Annotated in this window: 13 protein-coding genes; 8 read left to right on the top strand and 5 right to left on the bottom strand. The window is 67.6% G+C overall.

Annotated elements, in window-relative coordinates; all coding sequences use genetic code 11:
* Window positions 1-261 precede the first annotated feature (261 nt).
* Together ACYVI5_RS15565 and ACYVI5_RS15560 are read right to left on the bottom strand one after the other, a co-directional pair.
* Window positions 262-564 (bottom strand): EthD domain-containing protein, encoded by a 303-nt coding sequence (locus tag ACYVI5_RS15565; protein ID WP_460581018.1) that lies wholly within the window; start codon window positions 562-564, stop codon window positions 262-264.
* Window positions 565-634: 70 nt separating this feature from the next.
* Complete coding sequence (locus ACYVI5_RS15560) at window positions 635-1,201, bottom strand: hypothetical protein (protein ID WP_460581017.1); 567 nt, start codon at window positions 1,199-1,201, stop codon at window positions 635-637.
* 118 nt (window positions 1,202-1,319) lie between these two features.
* Between ACYVI5_RS15560 and ACYVI5_RS15555 the strand changes: the two genes are divergently transcribed.
* Complete coding sequence (locus ACYVI5_RS15555; RefSeq protein ID WP_460581016.1) at window positions 1,320-1,895, top strand: TetR/AcrR family transcriptional regulator; 576 nt, start codon at window positions 1,320-1,322, stop codon at window positions 1,893-1,895.
* 78 nt (window positions 1,896-1,973) lie between these two features.
* Here the strand turns inward: ACYVI5_RS15555 and ACYVI5_RS15550 are convergent, their stop codons facing one another.
* Both ACYVI5_RS15550 and ACYVI5_RS15545 read right to left on the bottom strand, forming a co-directional pair.
* Window positions 1,974-2,294 (bottom strand): DUF7882 family protein, encoded by a 321-nt coding sequence (locus ACYVI5_RS15550; protein WP_460581015.1) that lies wholly within the window; start codon window positions 2,292-2,294, stop codon window positions 1,974-1,976.
* Complete coding sequence (locus ACYVI5_RS15545) at window positions 2,282-2,545, bottom strand: hypothetical protein (RefSeq protein WP_460581014.1); 264 nt, start codon at window positions 2,543-2,545, stop codon at window positions 2,282-2,284. The genes ACYVI5_RS15550 and ACYVI5_RS15545 overlap by 13 nt, the downstream gene beginning before the upstream one ends.
* Before the next feature lie 105 nt (window positions 2,546-2,650).
* Between ACYVI5_RS15545 and ACYVI5_RS15540 the strand changes: the two genes are divergently transcribed.
* A complete protein-coding gene (locus ACYVI5_RS15540) occupies window positions 2,651-3,313 on the top strand; it encodes a helix-turn-helix transcriptional regulator (RefSeq protein ID WP_460581013.1) in 663 nt (220 codons plus the stop codon).
* 70 nt (window positions 3,314-3,383) lie between these two features.
* On the opposite strand, the gene ACYVI5_RS15535 is transcribed toward ACYVI5_RS15540, so the two are convergent.
* Window positions 3,384-4,784, bottom strand: a complete 1,401-nt coding sequence (locus tag ACYVI5_RS15535; RefSeq protein ID WP_460581012.1) for a maltokinase N-terminal cap-like domain-containing protein — start codon at window positions 4,782-4,784, stop codon at window positions 3,384-3,386.
* Between the two features lie 111 nt (window positions 4,785-4,895).
* Here ACYVI5_RS15535 and glgX point away from each other — a divergent pair, with 111 nt between their 5' ends.
* From glgX to ACYVI5_RS15505, 6 genes are all read left to right on the top strand, one after another.
* The gene (gene glgX, locus ACYVI5_RS15530; RefSeq protein WP_460581011.1) at window positions 4,896-6,935 is read left to right on the top strand and encodes a glycogen debranching protein; all 2,040 of its coding nucleotides are present in this window, start codon (window positions 4,896-4,898) and stop codon (window positions 6,933-6,935) included.
* A complete protein-coding gene (treY, locus tag ACYVI5_RS15525; RefSeq protein ID WP_460581010.1) occupies window positions 6,932-9,286 on the top strand; it encodes a malto-oligosyltrehalose synthase in 2,355 nt (784 codons plus the stop codon). The genes glgX and treY overlap by 4 nt, the downstream gene beginning before the upstream one ends.
* The gene (gene treZ, locus ACYVI5_RS15520; protein WP_460581009.1) at window positions 9,283-11,052 is read left to right on the top strand and encodes a malto-oligosyltrehalose trehalohydrolase; all 1,770 of its coding nucleotides are present in this window, start codon (window positions 9,283-9,285) and stop codon (window positions 11,050-11,052) included. The genes treY and treZ overlap by 4 nt, the downstream gene beginning before the upstream one ends.
* On the top strand, window positions 11,049-13,322 hold the full coding sequence (treS, locus tag ACYVI5_RS15515) for a maltose alpha-D-glucosyltransferase (protein WP_460581008.1): 2,274 nt from the start codon (window positions 11,049-11,051) through the stop codon (window positions 13,320-13,322). Before treZ ends, treS begins: the two co-directional genes overlap by 4 nt.
* Before the next feature lie 108 nt (window positions 13,323-13,430).
* Window positions 13,431-14,270, top strand: coding sequence for a Rossmann-fold NAD(P)-binding domain-containing protein (locus ACYVI5_RS15510; RefSeq protein WP_460581007.1), 840 nt, complete (start codon window positions 13,431-13,433; stop codon window positions 14,268-14,270).
* Between the two features lie 34 nt (window positions 14,271-14,304).
* Window positions 14,305-15,423, top strand: a complete 1,119-nt coding sequence (locus tag ACYVI5_RS15505) for a baeRF2 domain-containing protein (RefSeq protein WP_460581006.1) — start codon at window positions 14,305-14,307, stop codon at window positions 15,421-15,423.
* The last annotated feature ends 29 nt before the right edge of the window (window positions 15,424-15,452 follow it).

The raw sequence follows: 15,452 nt of genomic DNA, 5'->3' as shown, positions 1-15,452 counted from the left end.
CAAGCAGTGCGCGCGCTCCCGCGGAACACGACGTCGTGCACGGGGTCGGTGCGGGGATCTCGTGGAAGACCCGGAGAGCGCGTTCGGACACGTGAACGCGGACGTGCTCTAGCACTCACCCTGGTTCGTTCAAGGGACTTCGTCGATGTGATCGTGAACGGCCCGTGGGGCGAGTAGCGCTGGTTCCTCGGGCGCGTAGGGAAGGTGACCGGAGCGGCTCCCTCACGGGAACCGGCTCCGGCCACTCCGCCGCAGGTTCGCTCAGGACTGGATGTCTGAGAACAATCCGGTGAACGAGGTGCCTGTGCCGGCCAGGCGCTGGAAGAACTCGCCGGCGACCGGGGCGGCAACGGCCGCGGACGCGTCGTCGTAACTGTCGAAGTAGAGATCGAGGGTGCGGTGTGCCGGGGTGGGTGTACCGTCTTCCTTCCGCCAGACCTTGGCGGCCTCCAGTCGGCGCAGACCCGGGAGCCGACGGGCGGATGACTCGATCTCGTTGTAGGCGTCCTCGAACGCTGCGGCGTCGGATGGGTTGTCGATGATGAAGGTGATCTTGGTGGGCATGCGGTGCTCCTTCATTGTCGGTTGCTCGTGACGAGCTGATTGCTGCGGGTCTAGTGGCATCGGTAGGCGGTCATCGGTCGCTCAGCCTGGCGGAACGGCGGAGGCGGATGGCCGACACCAGGAAGAACACACCGCCCAGCGTCGCGTAGCCCGCGAGACCCAGCAACGAGGCGGAGCTTCCGTCGGACTGCAAGGCGAACGCCGTGCCGGCGAGGACGGATATCCCGCCGCTCAGGATCATCGGCCACTGGCCCCGTAGTGCGCGTCGCGAGATTGCCACGATGAGCTGCACGGCTCCGGCCGCGATCGCCCATAGTCCCCAGACAAGGAGCACCGCCGGCCGGCCGGATGCAGCTGCGAATGCCAGGCCGATGGCCGCGAGGGTGCTGAGCGTCATGTTCACGTACAGGAGACCGGACGACCGCGTGCCGCGGGATGCCCGCCGATCGATGATCGCGGCAGCGACGTCGAACGCCGGATAGACCACGACCAGCGTGGCGCTCAGTGGCGTGATGGCAGTTGCCGTCAAGGCGATGACGATCGCCCAGGCGATGGCGAAGCCGAACCTGACGAAGTACAGGGTGCGCAGCGACGAGGCGATCGACGTGGGTGGCGCCTCTGGCGTTGTTGTGGTCATGCCGCTCCGTTCATAGATGAGGAATGTAGAATGACTAGTCACTCTACATGAGTTCACCGTAGCCACAGTGGCGCCCGTGACGCAAGCGGCTCGAAAGGAAGTACTTATGATCGAGAGCGTGAAGACGTCGATGAGGGTCCTGCTCATCGACGCCGCGACCGAGTTGTTCTACGCGGAGGGCCTCCGCGCCGTGAGCGTCGACAAGGTCATCGAGCGGGCTGGAACGACCAAAGTCACCTTCTACCGTCAGTTCAAGAGCAAGGACGACCTGGTCGTGGCGCATCTCGAGCTTCGCGCGCAACAGGAACGCGAGGGCATCAGCGGTGCGATCGCGGCCGGGAAGGGCGATCCCGACCGCATCTTCCAGCTCATTTCCGAGGCGCTCGGTACGCTCGCCTGCCTGCAGGGTTTTCGCGGATGCCCTTTCATCAATGCAGCAGCCGAGTACCCGGACCCGGAGAGCTCCGTGCGCAGAGCGGTCGACGAACACCGAGCCTGGTGCAAGGAGACATTCCGCGCGATCGTCGAACCGCTCGAGCTCGAGGATGCCGACGGAGTCGCGGACGACCTCATGCTCATTCGCGATGGAGCGATGGTTGCCGGCTACCTCGATGACCCGAAGCGGGTTGCCGCGTCATTCCTTCGCAGCGCACGGGCGTTGACCCGCCGCGATGTGGATCACGCCACGGTCTGATCGCTGAGGAGCGCACATGACAGGGGTCGAGCACTGGGTCAGGTGGGCGCGCTCGTGTCGGCCCAGTCGCAGAACGGGCTACATCACCTTGCCGGTGTACGCCGGCGTGCCGTCTTCATTGCGCACGATCAGTCCTCGTCGTCCGTTGGCCTCGGCCTGCATCAGAGCGATCCACTCGCGGTTCATCGAAGGCACCCGGGAACCGGTGTACTTGAAGTAGACGGGTGAGCTCGGATGCATCCACATCGACTCCCGGCTGGTGCTGTTCTGCGACTTCTCGAGCCAGGACATGAGGAACGATTCCCGACGCCGGAACTTGTTCACGATGACGAATTCGAGATGGGTCAGGAGGCGATCGTCGAACTCGACCTCCTGGGGCCCGTAGATCAGGACTCCCACTCGCCGGCCTTCTCGCAGGTGTGTGGCGTCGCGTCGTGTGCTTCGGAGGAAGGAAGACACGCAGCCCGGTTGCGGAGTTCGACGACGATCTGTTGCTCTCTCTGCGTGATGAACCTCGCTGCGTACGTACCGTCGGCGGTGACGGCATGTCTGGCTGCCAGCTCTTCGACAGCGGCGAGTTCGAGAATGAGTTCTCGGATCGAAAGGTCTCTCAAGGGGCGCTTCGGGTCGCCGGGGACATCGTCGATCATGGTTTCCTCTTCGGCGCGGGTCTGGACGCCACGATTCACGCTACGGATCGCAGGGGATGCAAAAACCACCCCTAGGGGTGGACTTGTGATCATTACGCTGGATGCATGCCTGTCACGCTCGCGATCGTCAACGACTACGAGGTCGTGGTCCGAGGACTCGCCTCGATGCTCGGCGCCTACGAGTCGCGCGTGCGCGTTGTGGAGCTCGACATGGAGCACCGAGTCAACTCACCGGTCGACATCGCCCTTTACGACACCTTCGCGGCGCCGCAGGGCGACCGGGAGAAACTCCGTGACCTGGCCGCCAATCCGATGGTCGGGAAGGCCGTCGTCTACTCCTGGAACATGGACCCCGCGCTCGTCACCGCCGCGCTGGCGAACGGGGCGCAGGGCTACATCTCCAAGAGCCTGCCCGCAGGGGCACTGGTCGCCGCTCTCGAAGAAATCAACCAAGGTGTGGAGCAGGTTTACGACGCGCCGGGGCGAAGCCTGCATTCGGCAGGGGACTGGCCCGGACGCCAAGAGGGTCTGACACAGCGAGAGGCAGAGGTGCTGGCGTTGATCGCGCAGGGGCTCACGAACGTGGAGATCGCCGACCGCGCGCACCTGTCGATCAACTCGATCAAGACCTACATCCGTAGCTGCTACCGGCGGATCGGCGTCGAAAGCCGCACCCAGGCCGTGCTCTGGGGCATCGCGCACGGATTCCAGCCCGACCATGCGGCGATCATCCGAGTAGAACCCCAGGCGCAGGAGAGGAACCGCTGACTTTCGCGCGACCGGCCGAGTCCGCCGTTCGAGCCGTTCGGGTCGATTCCACGGTGAGGCGATTCGCGTCTCAGCCCGAAGCCGGCTGAGCGGCCAGTCGCCGGACGGCGGCGATCGGGATCGGCAGCCACGACGGGCGGTTGCGCGCCTCGTAGACCGCCTCGTAGAGCGCCTTGTCGAGCTCGAACGCGTCGAGCAGCACGCCGTCGCGCCGTGGTTCGCGCCCGGAGCGTTCGCTGTATCCCTCGAGGAAGGCGTCTCGGCAGCGCTTAGCCCAATCGCGAACCCCGTCCGTGGTCTCGCGTGAGCCGGCGACATAGTCGAAGCTCCGCAGCATGCCCGCGACGTCGCGCAGGGGCACGTCGGGCAGCGAACGCGTGGAGAGCGGCCGCATCGGCTCACCCTCGAAATCGATGATCGCCCACCGGCCCCCCGGCGTGGCGAGGATCTGGCCGAGGTGCAGGTCGCCATGGATGCGCTGCAGCCGCGGCCACAATGCGCTGCGCGCTCTCGCGTACCGACTCTCGATCGCATCACGCAGAGTGGCCAGCTCGGGCAACTCGCGCACCGCGGAATCGAGCCTTTCCTGCCAGGCCCCGACGATCGCGGCGATATCGTCGTGGCCGGCTTCCTTGGTGGGGAGCGCCGATGCGAGCACCGAGTGCACCTCGGCGACCGCCGATCCCATCCCGCGGGCGTTCGAGGTGAAGTCTTCTCCCGCCTCCGCTGCAGCCAGAGCGAGCTGCCAGGCGTCGCCGGCGCCGGCGAGGAACTCCTGAGCGAAAGCCAGATGCCCGCGCGCACGGCCGGACGCGCGTCCGGCGTCGGGCCATTCGCCCATCACGCTGCCGAAGACCGGGGGAACGGACTGAGAACCGGCGGCGAACAGCGCCGATTGCAGGACGACATCCGGATTCTCGCCGTGGTGAATCGACCGGAAGATCTTGCAGATGAGCTGCCGTTGCCCGGCGCCGTCGTCGACCGTGAAGACGATCGATGTGTTCGACTGCTCGCCGCTCAGCACCCGGGAACCCAGCAGGCGCAGCTCGGCCGGTCGGCGGTCGTTCTCGTCGTCGGCCCTGCGCACTCTCGCGCCGTACGCGGAAACGCGTTCGTCGCCGACCCGGGTCTCGTCTGCGACCAGTTGCAGGAGCATCTCGGTGAACGCGGGATCGTGCGTCGCGTCGTACGCATAGACGATTCGACCGTCGGATGAGATCAGCTCGCCGATGTAGGCCGGGGCGGGAGAGCCGTGTGCCGCAGCGCGGTAGACAATGGGGACCTGGTAGAGGGCGCCGCGTTGCTCATCCTCGTCCAGCACGAGGTGCGTGACGATGCGCCGCTCGTCGTTCGCCGACCATTCCAGAGACGCGAGCAGGCGCAGGCGGGGCACCGCGCCCTTGCCGCCGAACCAGCGCTGCCGGATGATCCAGTCGGAGACCGCCTCGCCGAGTTCGACATCCGCCCCCATGATCCTGACCATAGCCCGGCGCGTCGCGGCGAGGCTCAAAGGGCCTTAGGGGTTGCGTGGGAGCGAAACAACCCATAGACCCGCCGTGCCGTGTCGCCGCAGAATGGGCGAGTGCCGCCCGCTCGCTCCCGCCCCTATCCGCTCGGCGTCTCCCTTGTTCCGGGAGGCGCCAATGTCGCTGTGTACTCCGAAACGGCGACGCTCGTCGAGGTGTGCGTCTTCGACGGCGCTGAGGAGACGCGCTTCGCCCTGCACGGCCATACCGGCCACGTCTTCCACGGCGTGATCGAGGGCATGGAGGCCGGAACCCGCTACGGCCTGCGCGTGCACGGCGAGTGGGATCCCGCTCGCGGACTTCGTCACAATCCGAGCAAGCTGCTGCTCGACCCATACGCGAACGCCATAGAGGGGCACTACGACTGGGGTCCGAGCGTGTTCGGGCACAAGCTCGACGACCCGTCGCTGCCGGATGAGACGGACGACGCGTCCTCCGTTCCGCGGTGCGTCGTCATCGATCCGCGCTTCGACTGGTCCGATGACGTGTCGCCTAGCACACCCCTGTCGGAGACGGTGATCTACGAGACGCACGTGAAGGGATTCACGAAGCTGCATCCCGAGGTGCCGGAGGAGCTGCGCGGCACGTATGCGGGGCTCGGGCATCCTGCCGCGATCGAGCATCTGACGAAGCTCGGCGTGACCGCTGTCGAGTTGCTGCCTGTGCACCAGTACGTGCAAGACAGCCACCTTCTCGAGAAGGGGCTCAGCAACTACTGGGGCTACAACTCGATCGGGTACCTCGCTCCGCACGGTGGGTATTCCTCCGGAGGCGACGGCGGGGCGCAGGTCGACGAGTTCAAGTGGATGGTCAAGGCGCTGCACGCGGCCGGCCTCGAGGTGATCCTCGACGTCGTCTACAACCACACGGCCGAGGGGAATCACCTCGGGCCCACCCTGTCGTTCAAGGGCATCGACAACGCCGCCTATTACCGGCTGGTGGAGGGCGACGAGGCTTCGTACTTCGACACAACGGGCACCGGGAACAGCCTGAACGTCGGGCATCCGGCGGCGTTGCGGCTCATCATGGACTCCCTGCGCTACTGGGTGACCGAGATGCACGTCGACGGCTTCCGCTTCGACCTCGCGACGACGCTGACGAGGCAAGACGGATCCGCGGAGCTGCACAGCGCGTTCCTCACGCTTGTCGAGCAGGACCCGGTTCTGGCGAGCGTGAAGATGATCGCCGAACCCTGGGACACCCACGGCTACCAGCTCGGCGGTTTCCCCGCCAGGTGGTCGGAGTGGAACGGCCGGTTCCGGGATGACGTCCGCAGCTTCTGGAACAGTGGCGACGACGTGCTCGGCACGCTCTCGCAGCGGGTGCTGGGCAGCCCTGACGTGTACGAGGCATCCCGCCGCTCACCGCTGTCGAGCGTGAACCTCGTCACCGCGCACGACGGGTTCACGCTCGTCGACCTCACCTCGTACGACCACAAGCACAACGAGGCGAACGGCGAAGACAACAACGACGGTGAAGACGACAACAGGTCGATGAACTGCGGGGTGGAGGGGCCGACGGATGACCCGGAGGTGCTCGCCCGGCGCCGCAGGCAGCAGAAGAACTTCCTGGCGACGCTGCTGCTGTCTGCCGGCGTTCCGATGCTGCTCGGCGGCGACGAGCTGGGCCGAACGCAGAACGGCAACAACAACGCCTACTGCCAAGACAACGAGATGTCGTGGTTCGACTGGGCGCACGCCGACGACGACATGTTCGCCTTCACCGCGGAACTGCTGCGGCTGCGCCGCGACAACCCCGCACTCCGGCCGGCATGGTTCCGGCAGGCGCCTGGCACCGAAGCGCAAGACACCGTGGTGATGCGCCGCTCAGACGGCGAGACGTTCGAGCCGGAGGACTGGGAGAACCCGGATGTGCGCTCGGTCACGTTCGTGCTCGCTCACGAAGGCGCCGACACGTTCGCCCTGCTTCTGAACTCCGCCGACAACGGCGTCGAGTTCACGCTGCCGGATGCCCGGGGCAAGCGATGGCGCCTGGTCATCTCGAGCGATCCGGAGCACGAAGAGGGCGACCTCGACGGCTCGTTGATCATGGGCGGCCGCACCTTCGCACTCCTGCGCTCGACGGTGAGCGCATGAGCCGACAGCTGCCCAGCTCGACGTACCGGCTGCAGATCACTCCGGACTTCACACTCGACGATGCCGCCGAACTGTGCGGATACCTGGCTCGTCTCGGCGTCGGATGGGTGTATCTCTCGCCGCTGCTGCGCGCCGAGCCCGGCTCGATGCACGGTTACGACGTGATCGACCACTCGCTCATCGACCCGGACCGCGGCGGAGCCGAGGCGTTCACGCGCATGTCGCGCGCCGCGCGCGAAGCCGGCATGGGCATCCTCGTCGACATCGTGCCGAACCACATGGGGGTGGCGACGCCTCCGCTCAACGCGTGGTGGTGGGATCTGCTGCGGCGCGGCGGCCGGCCGCGTTTCGCGGCCGCGTTCGACGTGGACTGGGATGCGGCGGGCGGCAAAATTCGCATCCCCGTGCTCGGCGACGGCGAGAACGAGCTCGATCGGCTGCGCATCGACGGTGACACCCTGCTGTATTACGACAACCGGTACCCGATCGCCGAGGGTACCGCGGAGCCGGGCGATTCGGCTCGCGAAGTGCACGAGCGGCAGAACTACGAGCTGATCAACTGGCGGCGGGCCGACGACGAGCTGAACTACCGGCGCTTCTTCGCCGTCAGCTCCCTCGCGGCGATCCGGGTCGAAGATCCCGAGGTCTTCTCCGAGTCGCACGCGGAGATCGCGCGATGGTTCCGGGACGGCCTGGCCGACGGGCTGCGCGTGGATCATCCCGACGGACTCGCCGACCCCCGCGGCTACCTCGACGATCTCGCCGCGCTGACCGGGGGCGTGCCGGTGTGGGTGGAGAAGATCCTCGAGGGCGATGAGCAGCTGCCCGGCAACTGGGCCGCCGAGGGCACCACGGGCTACGACGCGCTGAAGGACTTCGACCGCGTGCTGGTGGATGCTTGCGGGCAGGCAGGTCTGGAAGCGGCAGCGGAACCGCCACCACCGGCCACGCAGCCTCCGCAGGTGGCGTATGGAAACCCGCACGCCGACCGTTGGCACGAGATGGTCTACGCCAGCAAGCGAGCCGTCGCCGACGGCATCCTGCGCTCCGAGGTCAACCGCCTCGTCCGAGAGCTGCGGGGCATCGCCGAGCCCGGAACTCTCGCGAGCGTGCTCATCGAGCTGCTCGCCGCCATGCCCGTCTACCGTTCCTATCTGCCCCTCGGCGAGAGCCACCTGCGTGCTGCGGCAACGGAGGCGGCTGCGAGGCGTCCGGACCTCGCCGGCACCATCGACCGGGTCGCGGATGTGCTCGCCGACCCGGGGAATCCAGCGGCCATCCGCTTTCAGCAGACCTCCGGCATGGTGATGGCGAAGGGGGTAGAGGACTCCGCGTTCTATCGCTTCACCACGCTGACCTCGCTGAACGAGGTCGGCGCCGACCCGAGCGAGTTCGCCATCGACGTCGCCACCTTCCACCAGCGGCAGGCGAGAAGGCAGGCCGCGCTTCCGCACTCGCTCACGACGCTGACCACTCACGACACCAAACGCGGCGAGGATGTGCGGGCGCGGATCACCGCACTGGCCGAGCGCCCGGAGCTCTGGTCCGACGCGCTCGCCCGGCTGCGGAGGGAGGCCGGCTTCGGCGACCCCGCCCTCGAGAACCTGATCTGGCAAGCGGTGGTCGGGGCCTGGCCCGCGTCGAGGCAGCGGCTGCAGGCGTACGCGCAGAAAGCGGCACGCGAGGCGGGCGACTCGACGAACTGGATCTCGCCGAACCCGGCATTCGAAGACCGGATGCACGCGGCCATCGACAAGGCCTTCGACGCTCCCGAGGTGGCCGCGGTGATCGAGGAGACCGTTGCTGCGGTCGCCCCCGCGGGCTTCTCGAACGGTCTCAGCGCGAAGCTGCTTCAGCTCGCGGCCCCCGGGATTCCCGACGTGTACCAGGGCAGCGAACTCTGGGAGCTGTCCCTCGTGGATCCGGACAACCGCCGGCCGGTCGACTTCGCTCCCCGCTCCGAGCTGCTGCGGCGCCTGGACGACGGATGGCTGCCTCCCGTCGACGAAGAGGGCGCGGCGAAGCTGCTCGTTGTGTCTCGCGCATTGCGGCTTCGCCAAGCGCATCCGGAGCGGTTCGTCCGGTACGTGCCCGTCGAGGCCTTCGGCCGCATGCGCGACCACGTCGTCGCGTTCGACAGGGGCGGAGCGGTCGCCGTCGCCACCCGGCTGCCGTATGGCCTGGAGGCAGCAGGCGGCTGGTACGACACCACGATCGAGCCCGCCGGTCGCGAGCTGGTCGACGTGCTGACGGGGCGCGGGTTCGGAGGCGGAGGCATCCGCCTGGCCGAACTGCTCGACACGTATCCCGTTGCGCTGCTGACGGCGCCCGATGGACAGGAGGCGTCATGACCTTCGACGTGTGGGCTCCGCACGCGACCACCGTCGATCTCATGCTCGGCGATCAGCGGCATCCGCTCGAGCGCGACCCACGACGCGACGGATGGTGGACTCCCGCGGGCGACCTCGCGGAACAGAGGCCTCAGGACTACGGGTTCGTGGTCGACGGCGAGGGGCCGTACCCCGATCCGCGGTCGCGCAGGCAGCCATCCGGAGTGCACGCACTCTCCCAGACGTTCGACACCTCCGCCTTCGATTGGAGAGACACCGACTGGCGCGGCCGTCCGCTGGCCGGCTCCGTGATCTACGAGTTGCACCTCGGCACGTTCACGCCCGAGGGCACCCTGGATGCCGCCGCCGACAGGCTCGACCACCTGCGGGAGCTCGGCGTCGATTTCGTGGAGTTGCTGCCCGTGGGCGCGTTCAACGGCACGTACAACTGGGGATACGACGGGGTGCTCTGGTACGCGGTGCACGAGCCCTACGGGGGCCCGCCCGCGTACCAGCGGTTCGTCGATGCGTGTCACCGGGCGGGCATCGGCGTCATCCAGGACGTCGTCTACAACCACCTCGGGCCGAGCGGCAACTATCTGCCGAAGTTCGGGCCGTACCTGCGCGACGACAAGGCGAACACCTGGGGCAGCTCGCTGAACCTCGACGGCCCCGACTCCGACGAGGTGCGCAACTACATCGTCGACAACGCGCTGATGTGGCTACGCGACTACCACGTCGACGGCCTGCGACTGGATGCCGTGCACGCGTTGGTGGACACCAGGGCGACGAACATCCTGGAAGAGCTCGCCATCGAGGTCGACCGGCTGTCGTCGCAGGTGGGCCGCCCGTTCGTGCTCATCGCGGAGTCCGACCTGAACGACCCGCGACTGATCGCCTCCCGTGAAGCGCATGGCTACGGCCTCGACGCCCAGTGGAGCGACGACTTCCACCACGCGCTTCACGTCGCGCTGACCGGGGAGACCACGGGCTACTACGCCGACTTCGAGTCCCTGAACGCGTTGGCGAAGGCGCTGACGCGCGGGTTCTTCCATGACGGCACCTACTCGTCGTTCCGGGAGCGGCACCACGGCCGGCCCATCGACACCCTCACCATGCCTACCGCGCGACTCGTCGTGTTCAGCCAGGACCACGACCAGATCGGAAATCGGGCGGCGGGCGACCGCCTGACCGCGACGCTCGACGACGGTCAGCTGGCCATCGCGGCGGCGCTCACGCTGCTCGGGCCCTTCACGCCGATGCTGTTCATGGGCGAGGAGTGGGCGGCATCCACGCCCTGGCAGTTCTTCACCTCCCACCCAGAACCGGAACTCGCGAAGGCGACCGCAGACGGGCGCAAGGCCGAGTTCGCCCGGATGGGCTGGGACGAGGCATCCGTTCCCGACCCGCAGGATCCCGAGACCTTCGAACGGTCAAAGCTCGACTGGGCGGAGGCGACCGGCGGCAGGCATGCCCGGCTTCTCGCGTTCTACCGCGAACTCGTCCGCCTTCGACGGGCCCGGGCGGAACTGACCGACCCGCGTTTCGCCACGATCCACGTCGAGGTGGACGCGGATGCCGGATGGCTGGTGCTGCGCAGGTGCGGCACCGTGGTCGCCGTCAACTTCTCGACGGATGCCGCGATCGTGCCGGGAGCCGATGGCGCCTCTGTGCTGCTCTCGTACGGTACGCATGGTGGGACACCCGGCGGTATACGCCTCGACGGGCACTCGCTCGTCGTGCTGGATGTGCGAGCGGACGAAACGGGAGCGAGGAGGCCGGAATGACGGTGCCCGACGATGTGGCACGCCACGCGGATGCCGCGAGCGAGTCGGCGGAGATCAGCTACGACGAGGAGCGCTACCCGGCCAGGCCGCACAGGCTGCGCCCGCGCGCGCAGCTACGCGCGAGCAACATTCGCAGGTCGTTCTCGGATCCACGGTCGGCCGATGCGTCGAACCCGTCCTACGTGGAATGGCTGAAGCGGCAGTCGATGCTGGGTGACGCGGACATCCTCTCGCGCGGCTTGTCGGGGCAGCCCAGCATGTGGCGCAATCCCTATGCGAGACCAGACGCCAGGCGCGCCATCCGTTCCGCCTCGGTCTGGTTCACGGCGTATCCGATCTCGCTGATCACCCGCCCCGGGCAGTCGTACCTCGGTGCTCTGGCCGGCGAGGAGCTGTGGCGGGCGTTCGAGTCGATCGGCATCAACGCCGTGCACACCGGCCCCGTCAAGCAGGCGGGAGGTATCACCGGCTGGGTGCAGACAGCGAGCATCGACGGGCACTTCGACCGGATCAGCACGCAGATCGACCCCATCTTCGGTCACGAAGACGAGTTCCGGCAGCTGTCCGATGTGGCGGACCGGCACGGCGGCAGCGTGATCGACGACATCGTTCCCGGACACACGGGCAAGGGCGCGGACTTCCGGCTGGCTGAGATGGCGTACAAGGACTACCCGGGCATCTACCACATGGTCGAGATCCCGGAGGAGGACTGGTCGCTTCTGCCGGACGTTCCCGAGGGGCGCGACGCCGTGAACCTCGATCCCGAGACCGAGGCGCGACTTGCCGACAGCGGGTACATCATCGGCCAGTTGCAGCGCGTCATCTTCTATTCGCCGGGCGTCAAGGAGACGAACTGGAGTGCCACCGCGCCCACCGTGGGCGTCGACGGCCGCACCAGGCGCTGGGTGTACCTGCACTACTTCAAGCAGGGCCAGCCGTCGATCAACTGGCTCGACCCGACGTTCTCCGGCATGCGCCTCGTCATCGGCGACGCGCTGCACTCGCTCGGCGACCTCGGCTCCAGCGGGCTGCGACTGGATGCCAACGGGTTTCTGGGCGTCGAGAAGAGCGTCGAGGGGCAGCCGGGCTGGTCGGAGGGGCATCCGCTCTCGGAGGCGGCGAACCATCTGATCGCGAGCATGGTGCGCAAGGTCGGAGGGTTCACCTTCCAGGAGCTGAACCTCGGCATCGAAGACATCCGTGACACCGGACGAGTCGGCGCCGATCTTTCGTACGACTTCGTCAACCGTCCCGCGTACCACCACGCGTTCGCGACCGGTGACACCGAGTTCCTGCGGCTCACGCTGCGCACGGCGCTCGCCGCGGGCGTCGACCCCGCCGGCCTCGTGCACGCCATGCAGAACCACGACGAGCTCACGTACGAGCTCGTGCACTGGGCGGCACGGCATCCCGCCGACGTGTATGAGTTCCGCGGGGCGGAGCTCACCGGCGCTGAGCTGGCCGACACGATCCGCACCGATCTGCTGGAGAGGCTCACCGGTCCGGCGGCCCCGTACAATCTCGTGTTCACCACCAACGGCATCGCCTGCACGACGGCATCCGTCATCGCCGCGGTGCAGGGATTCCGCACGCTGGATGACATCGGCGAAGACGATATCGAGGGCATCCGCCGTGCGCAGCTGCTTCTCGCCATGTTCAATGCGTGGCAGCCCGGGGTCTTCGCACTCTCGGCGTGGGACCTGCTCGGGGTGCTGCCGCTGCCGCCGGAGGCGGTGCACGACCTCATCGCCAGCGGAGACACCCGATGGATTCACCGCGGGGCGCACGATCTCACGGATGCCGATCCCGACGCGACGCGGTCGGCATCCGGCATGCCTCGTGGCCGGTCTCTGTTCGGCTCTCTGGCGAAGCAGCTGGGTGAACCGAACTCGTTCGCCTCACGGTTGAAGCGCATCCTTCGGCTTCGCGCCGACTACGGAATCGACGTGGCAAGCCAGATCGACATCCCGGATGTCGCGCATCCGGGAATGCTCGTGATGGTTCACCGGCTCGACGACGGCGATCCGGCTCGGTCGGATGCCAGGGAGCAGGTGACCGTGCTGAACTTCAGCGGTGAGGCCATCGAGGGGACCGTGCGCTCCGACGTGCTGACCCCGCGCCGTGCCGTGCTCGACGTGAACACCGGGGACGAGATCGGGCGGGTGGACGACCTCAACAGTTTCTCCGTGAGCCTCGAGCCGTACGCGGGCCTCTTCCTTTTGCTCGAGCCGGAAGAGGAGGTGCAACCGCCCACCGGGCACGAAAGCTGAGGCATCCGATTCTCGGGGCGGCCCAGATCCTGTCAACCCCTCCGCACCTCGCGGGCATCCGGCGATCATCGCAGGAGCGAACCCGAAGAGTGGGAAGGACGGATACGCATGAGCCAGCCGCAGCAGCAACAGAACCCGCCGGGCACAGAGGAGGAGTTGCAGCCCAAGGCCGACCACGGCGAGCAGTCGTACCGGGGCAGCGGGCGCCTCGAAGGCAAGGCTGCCGTGATTACCGGCGCAGACAGCGGCATCGGCAAAGCGGTCGCGATCGCGTTCGCGCGCGAAGGCGCCGACGTGGCCTTCGGCTACCTCGAGGAAGACGAGGATGCCCGCGACACCGAGCACTGGATCACCGAAGCGGGCAGGCGGTGCGTGGCGCTCAGGGGAGATATCTCCGATCCGGCGGAGTGCCGTCGTCTTGTGGATGCCGCGGTGAAGGAGTTCGGCAAGGTCGACGTGGTGGTCTCGAACGCGGCGATGCAGCGCACGTACACGAAGGTGGAGGACATCCCCGACGACGAGTGGGACAAGACGATCGCCACGAACCTGAGCGCCTACTTCCACCTCGTGAAGGCGGCGCTTCCGCACATGTCGTCCGGCGCATCCATCATCGGAACGTCGTCCGTGAACTCGGATGCCCCGTCGCCCACGCTCATGCCGTACGCGGCGACGAAGGCGGCCATCGCGAACATGACCGCGTCGCTGGCCCAGCTCCTGGGGGAGCGCGGCATCCGTGCGAACAGCGTCGCGCCCGGGCCGGTCTGGACCCCGCTGATCCCGTCCACGATGCCTGCGGAGCACGTGGAGAAGTTCGGCGGCAACACCCCACTCGGACGCCCGGCTCAGCCCGCGGAGCTCGCACCCGTGTACGTGCTCCTGGCCAGCGACGAGGCTTCATACATCTCGGGCGCGCGCGTCGCGGTCACCGGTGGCCGGCCCATCCTCTGAGGCGCCCATCCTCAGAGGATTCCGAGGGAGGAACATGATCGACCAGAACGATCTCGTACGAATCCTGTCCGGCAACGGCAGCTACACGTTCGCGTACGTCGACGGACACGGCGACGAGCCGACGCCGGCCGAGCACAGCAGGCGCCACGCCCTGCTCGACGAGTTACGCAAACGCGGGGCACCCGAACCCGATGTGCAGGCGGTCGACGAGACGGTGGCGACGGATGCCGGCATCCCGAGCCCGTCGGTCCTCTATCTGCTGGTGCGCGACGGCGCTGTCGAACTCGCTGAACGGTTCGTCGGCGAGAGGCTCGGACCCGAGCAGATCGGATACCAGCGGGTGCCTCCGGTGCTGCCGCTCCTCAGGCACGCGGCCGCGGACATCCGCTACGTCGTCGTCGAGGCAGGCAGGGAGGGCGCTCACCTGTGGGTAGAGAGGTGGGGTCGCGCCGGTACGGATGAGGCGGCAGAGGTGCAGGGCCGAACCGACAGCCTGCCCAAGGTGCAGGCAGGCGGCTGGTCTCATCGCCGGTACCAGATGCACTCCGAGGAGATCTGGAAGCAGACGCAGTCGGAAGTGGACGATGCGCTCGAGCAGATCGTTCTCGAGCATCGGCCGGGGTTCGTCGTCATTGCGGGGGATGTTCGTGCCAGGCAGCTGCTCGAAGAGCAGCTCGGCGCCTCAACTCGTGCGCTTCTCGTCGACGTGGATGCGCACACGAAAGCGGACGGATCCGACGACGAGGCGCTCGACGACGCCATCGCGGCGGCTGTGCACGAACACCTGCGTCGCGAGGTGGACGACGCCCTCGCGCGCGCGGCGGAGGACAGCGGTGCGAGCGGCGCTCGCGGCATCGACGCGGTCGTCGCTGCGCTGCAGGAGGCGCGCGTCGACACGTTGGTCTTGAACCCAAGGGAGCTCGGCGTCGACGGCGCGCTCGAAGCATTGGATGCCGAGCCCTGGGTCGCACGCAACGCGGACGAGCGACTCGGTGCGAACGTCATCGAGCAGGTCTCGATCGCCGAGGGGCTCACGCGAGCGGCAGTGCTCAGCGGCGGGAACGTGCTCGTACAGGAGGTCGACGCGCCGCCGGAGGGGGAGCCGATGCCGGAGCGGCCGGAACCGCAACCGGTGGCGCTGCTGCGCTGGTAGCGTGATCTCGCGCGAGGAGGCGAGGATGT

Source organism: Humibacter ginsengisoli (assembly GCF_054780095.1).
Note: the sequence above shows the minus strand (reverse complement) of the source record. Positions and strands in the feature narration are given on the sequence as shown.

Excerpts from the sequence above, each read along its gene's own strand:
- ACYVI5_RS15560 (WP_460581017.1), bottom strand. The coding sequence starts at position 1,201 with ATGACCACAACAACGCCAGAGGCGCCACCCACGTCGATCGCCTCGTCG.
- treY (WP_460581010.1), top strand. The coding sequence starts at position 6,932 with ATGAGCCGACAGCTGCCCAGCTCGACGTACCGGCTGCAGATCACTCCG.
- ACYVI5_RS15545 (WP_460581014.1), bottom strand. The coding sequence starts at position 2,545 with ATGATCGACGATGTCCCCGGCGACCCGAAGCGCCCCTTGAGAGACCTT.
- ACYVI5_RS15535 (WP_460581012.1), bottom strand. The coding sequence starts at position 4,784 with ATGGGGGCGGATGTCGAACTCGGCGAGGCGGTCTCCGACTGGATCATC.
- ACYVI5_RS15505 (WP_460581006.1), top strand. The coding sequence starts at position 14,305 with ATGATCGACCAGAACGATCTCGTACGAATCCTGTCCGGCAACGGCAGC.
- treZ (WP_460581009.1), top strand. The coding sequence starts at position 9,283 with ATGACCTTCGACGTGTGGGCTCCGCACGCGACCACCGTCGATCTCATG.
- ACYVI5_RS15540 (WP_460581013.1), top strand. The coding sequence starts at position 2,651 with ATGCCTGTCACGCTCGCGATCGTCAACGACTACGAGGTCGTGGTCCGA.
- ACYVI5_RS15510 (WP_460581007.1), top strand. The coding sequence starts at position 13,431 with ATGAGCCAGCCGCAGCAGCAACAGAACCCGCCGGGCACAGAGGAGGAG.
- treS (WP_460581008.1), top strand. The coding sequence starts at position 11,049 with ATGACGGTGCCCGACGATGTGGCACGCCACGCGGATGCCGCGAGCGAG.
- ACYVI5_RS15565 (WP_460581018.1), bottom strand. The coding sequence starts at position 564 with ATGCCCACCAAGATCACCTTCATCATCGACAACCCATCCGACGCCGCA.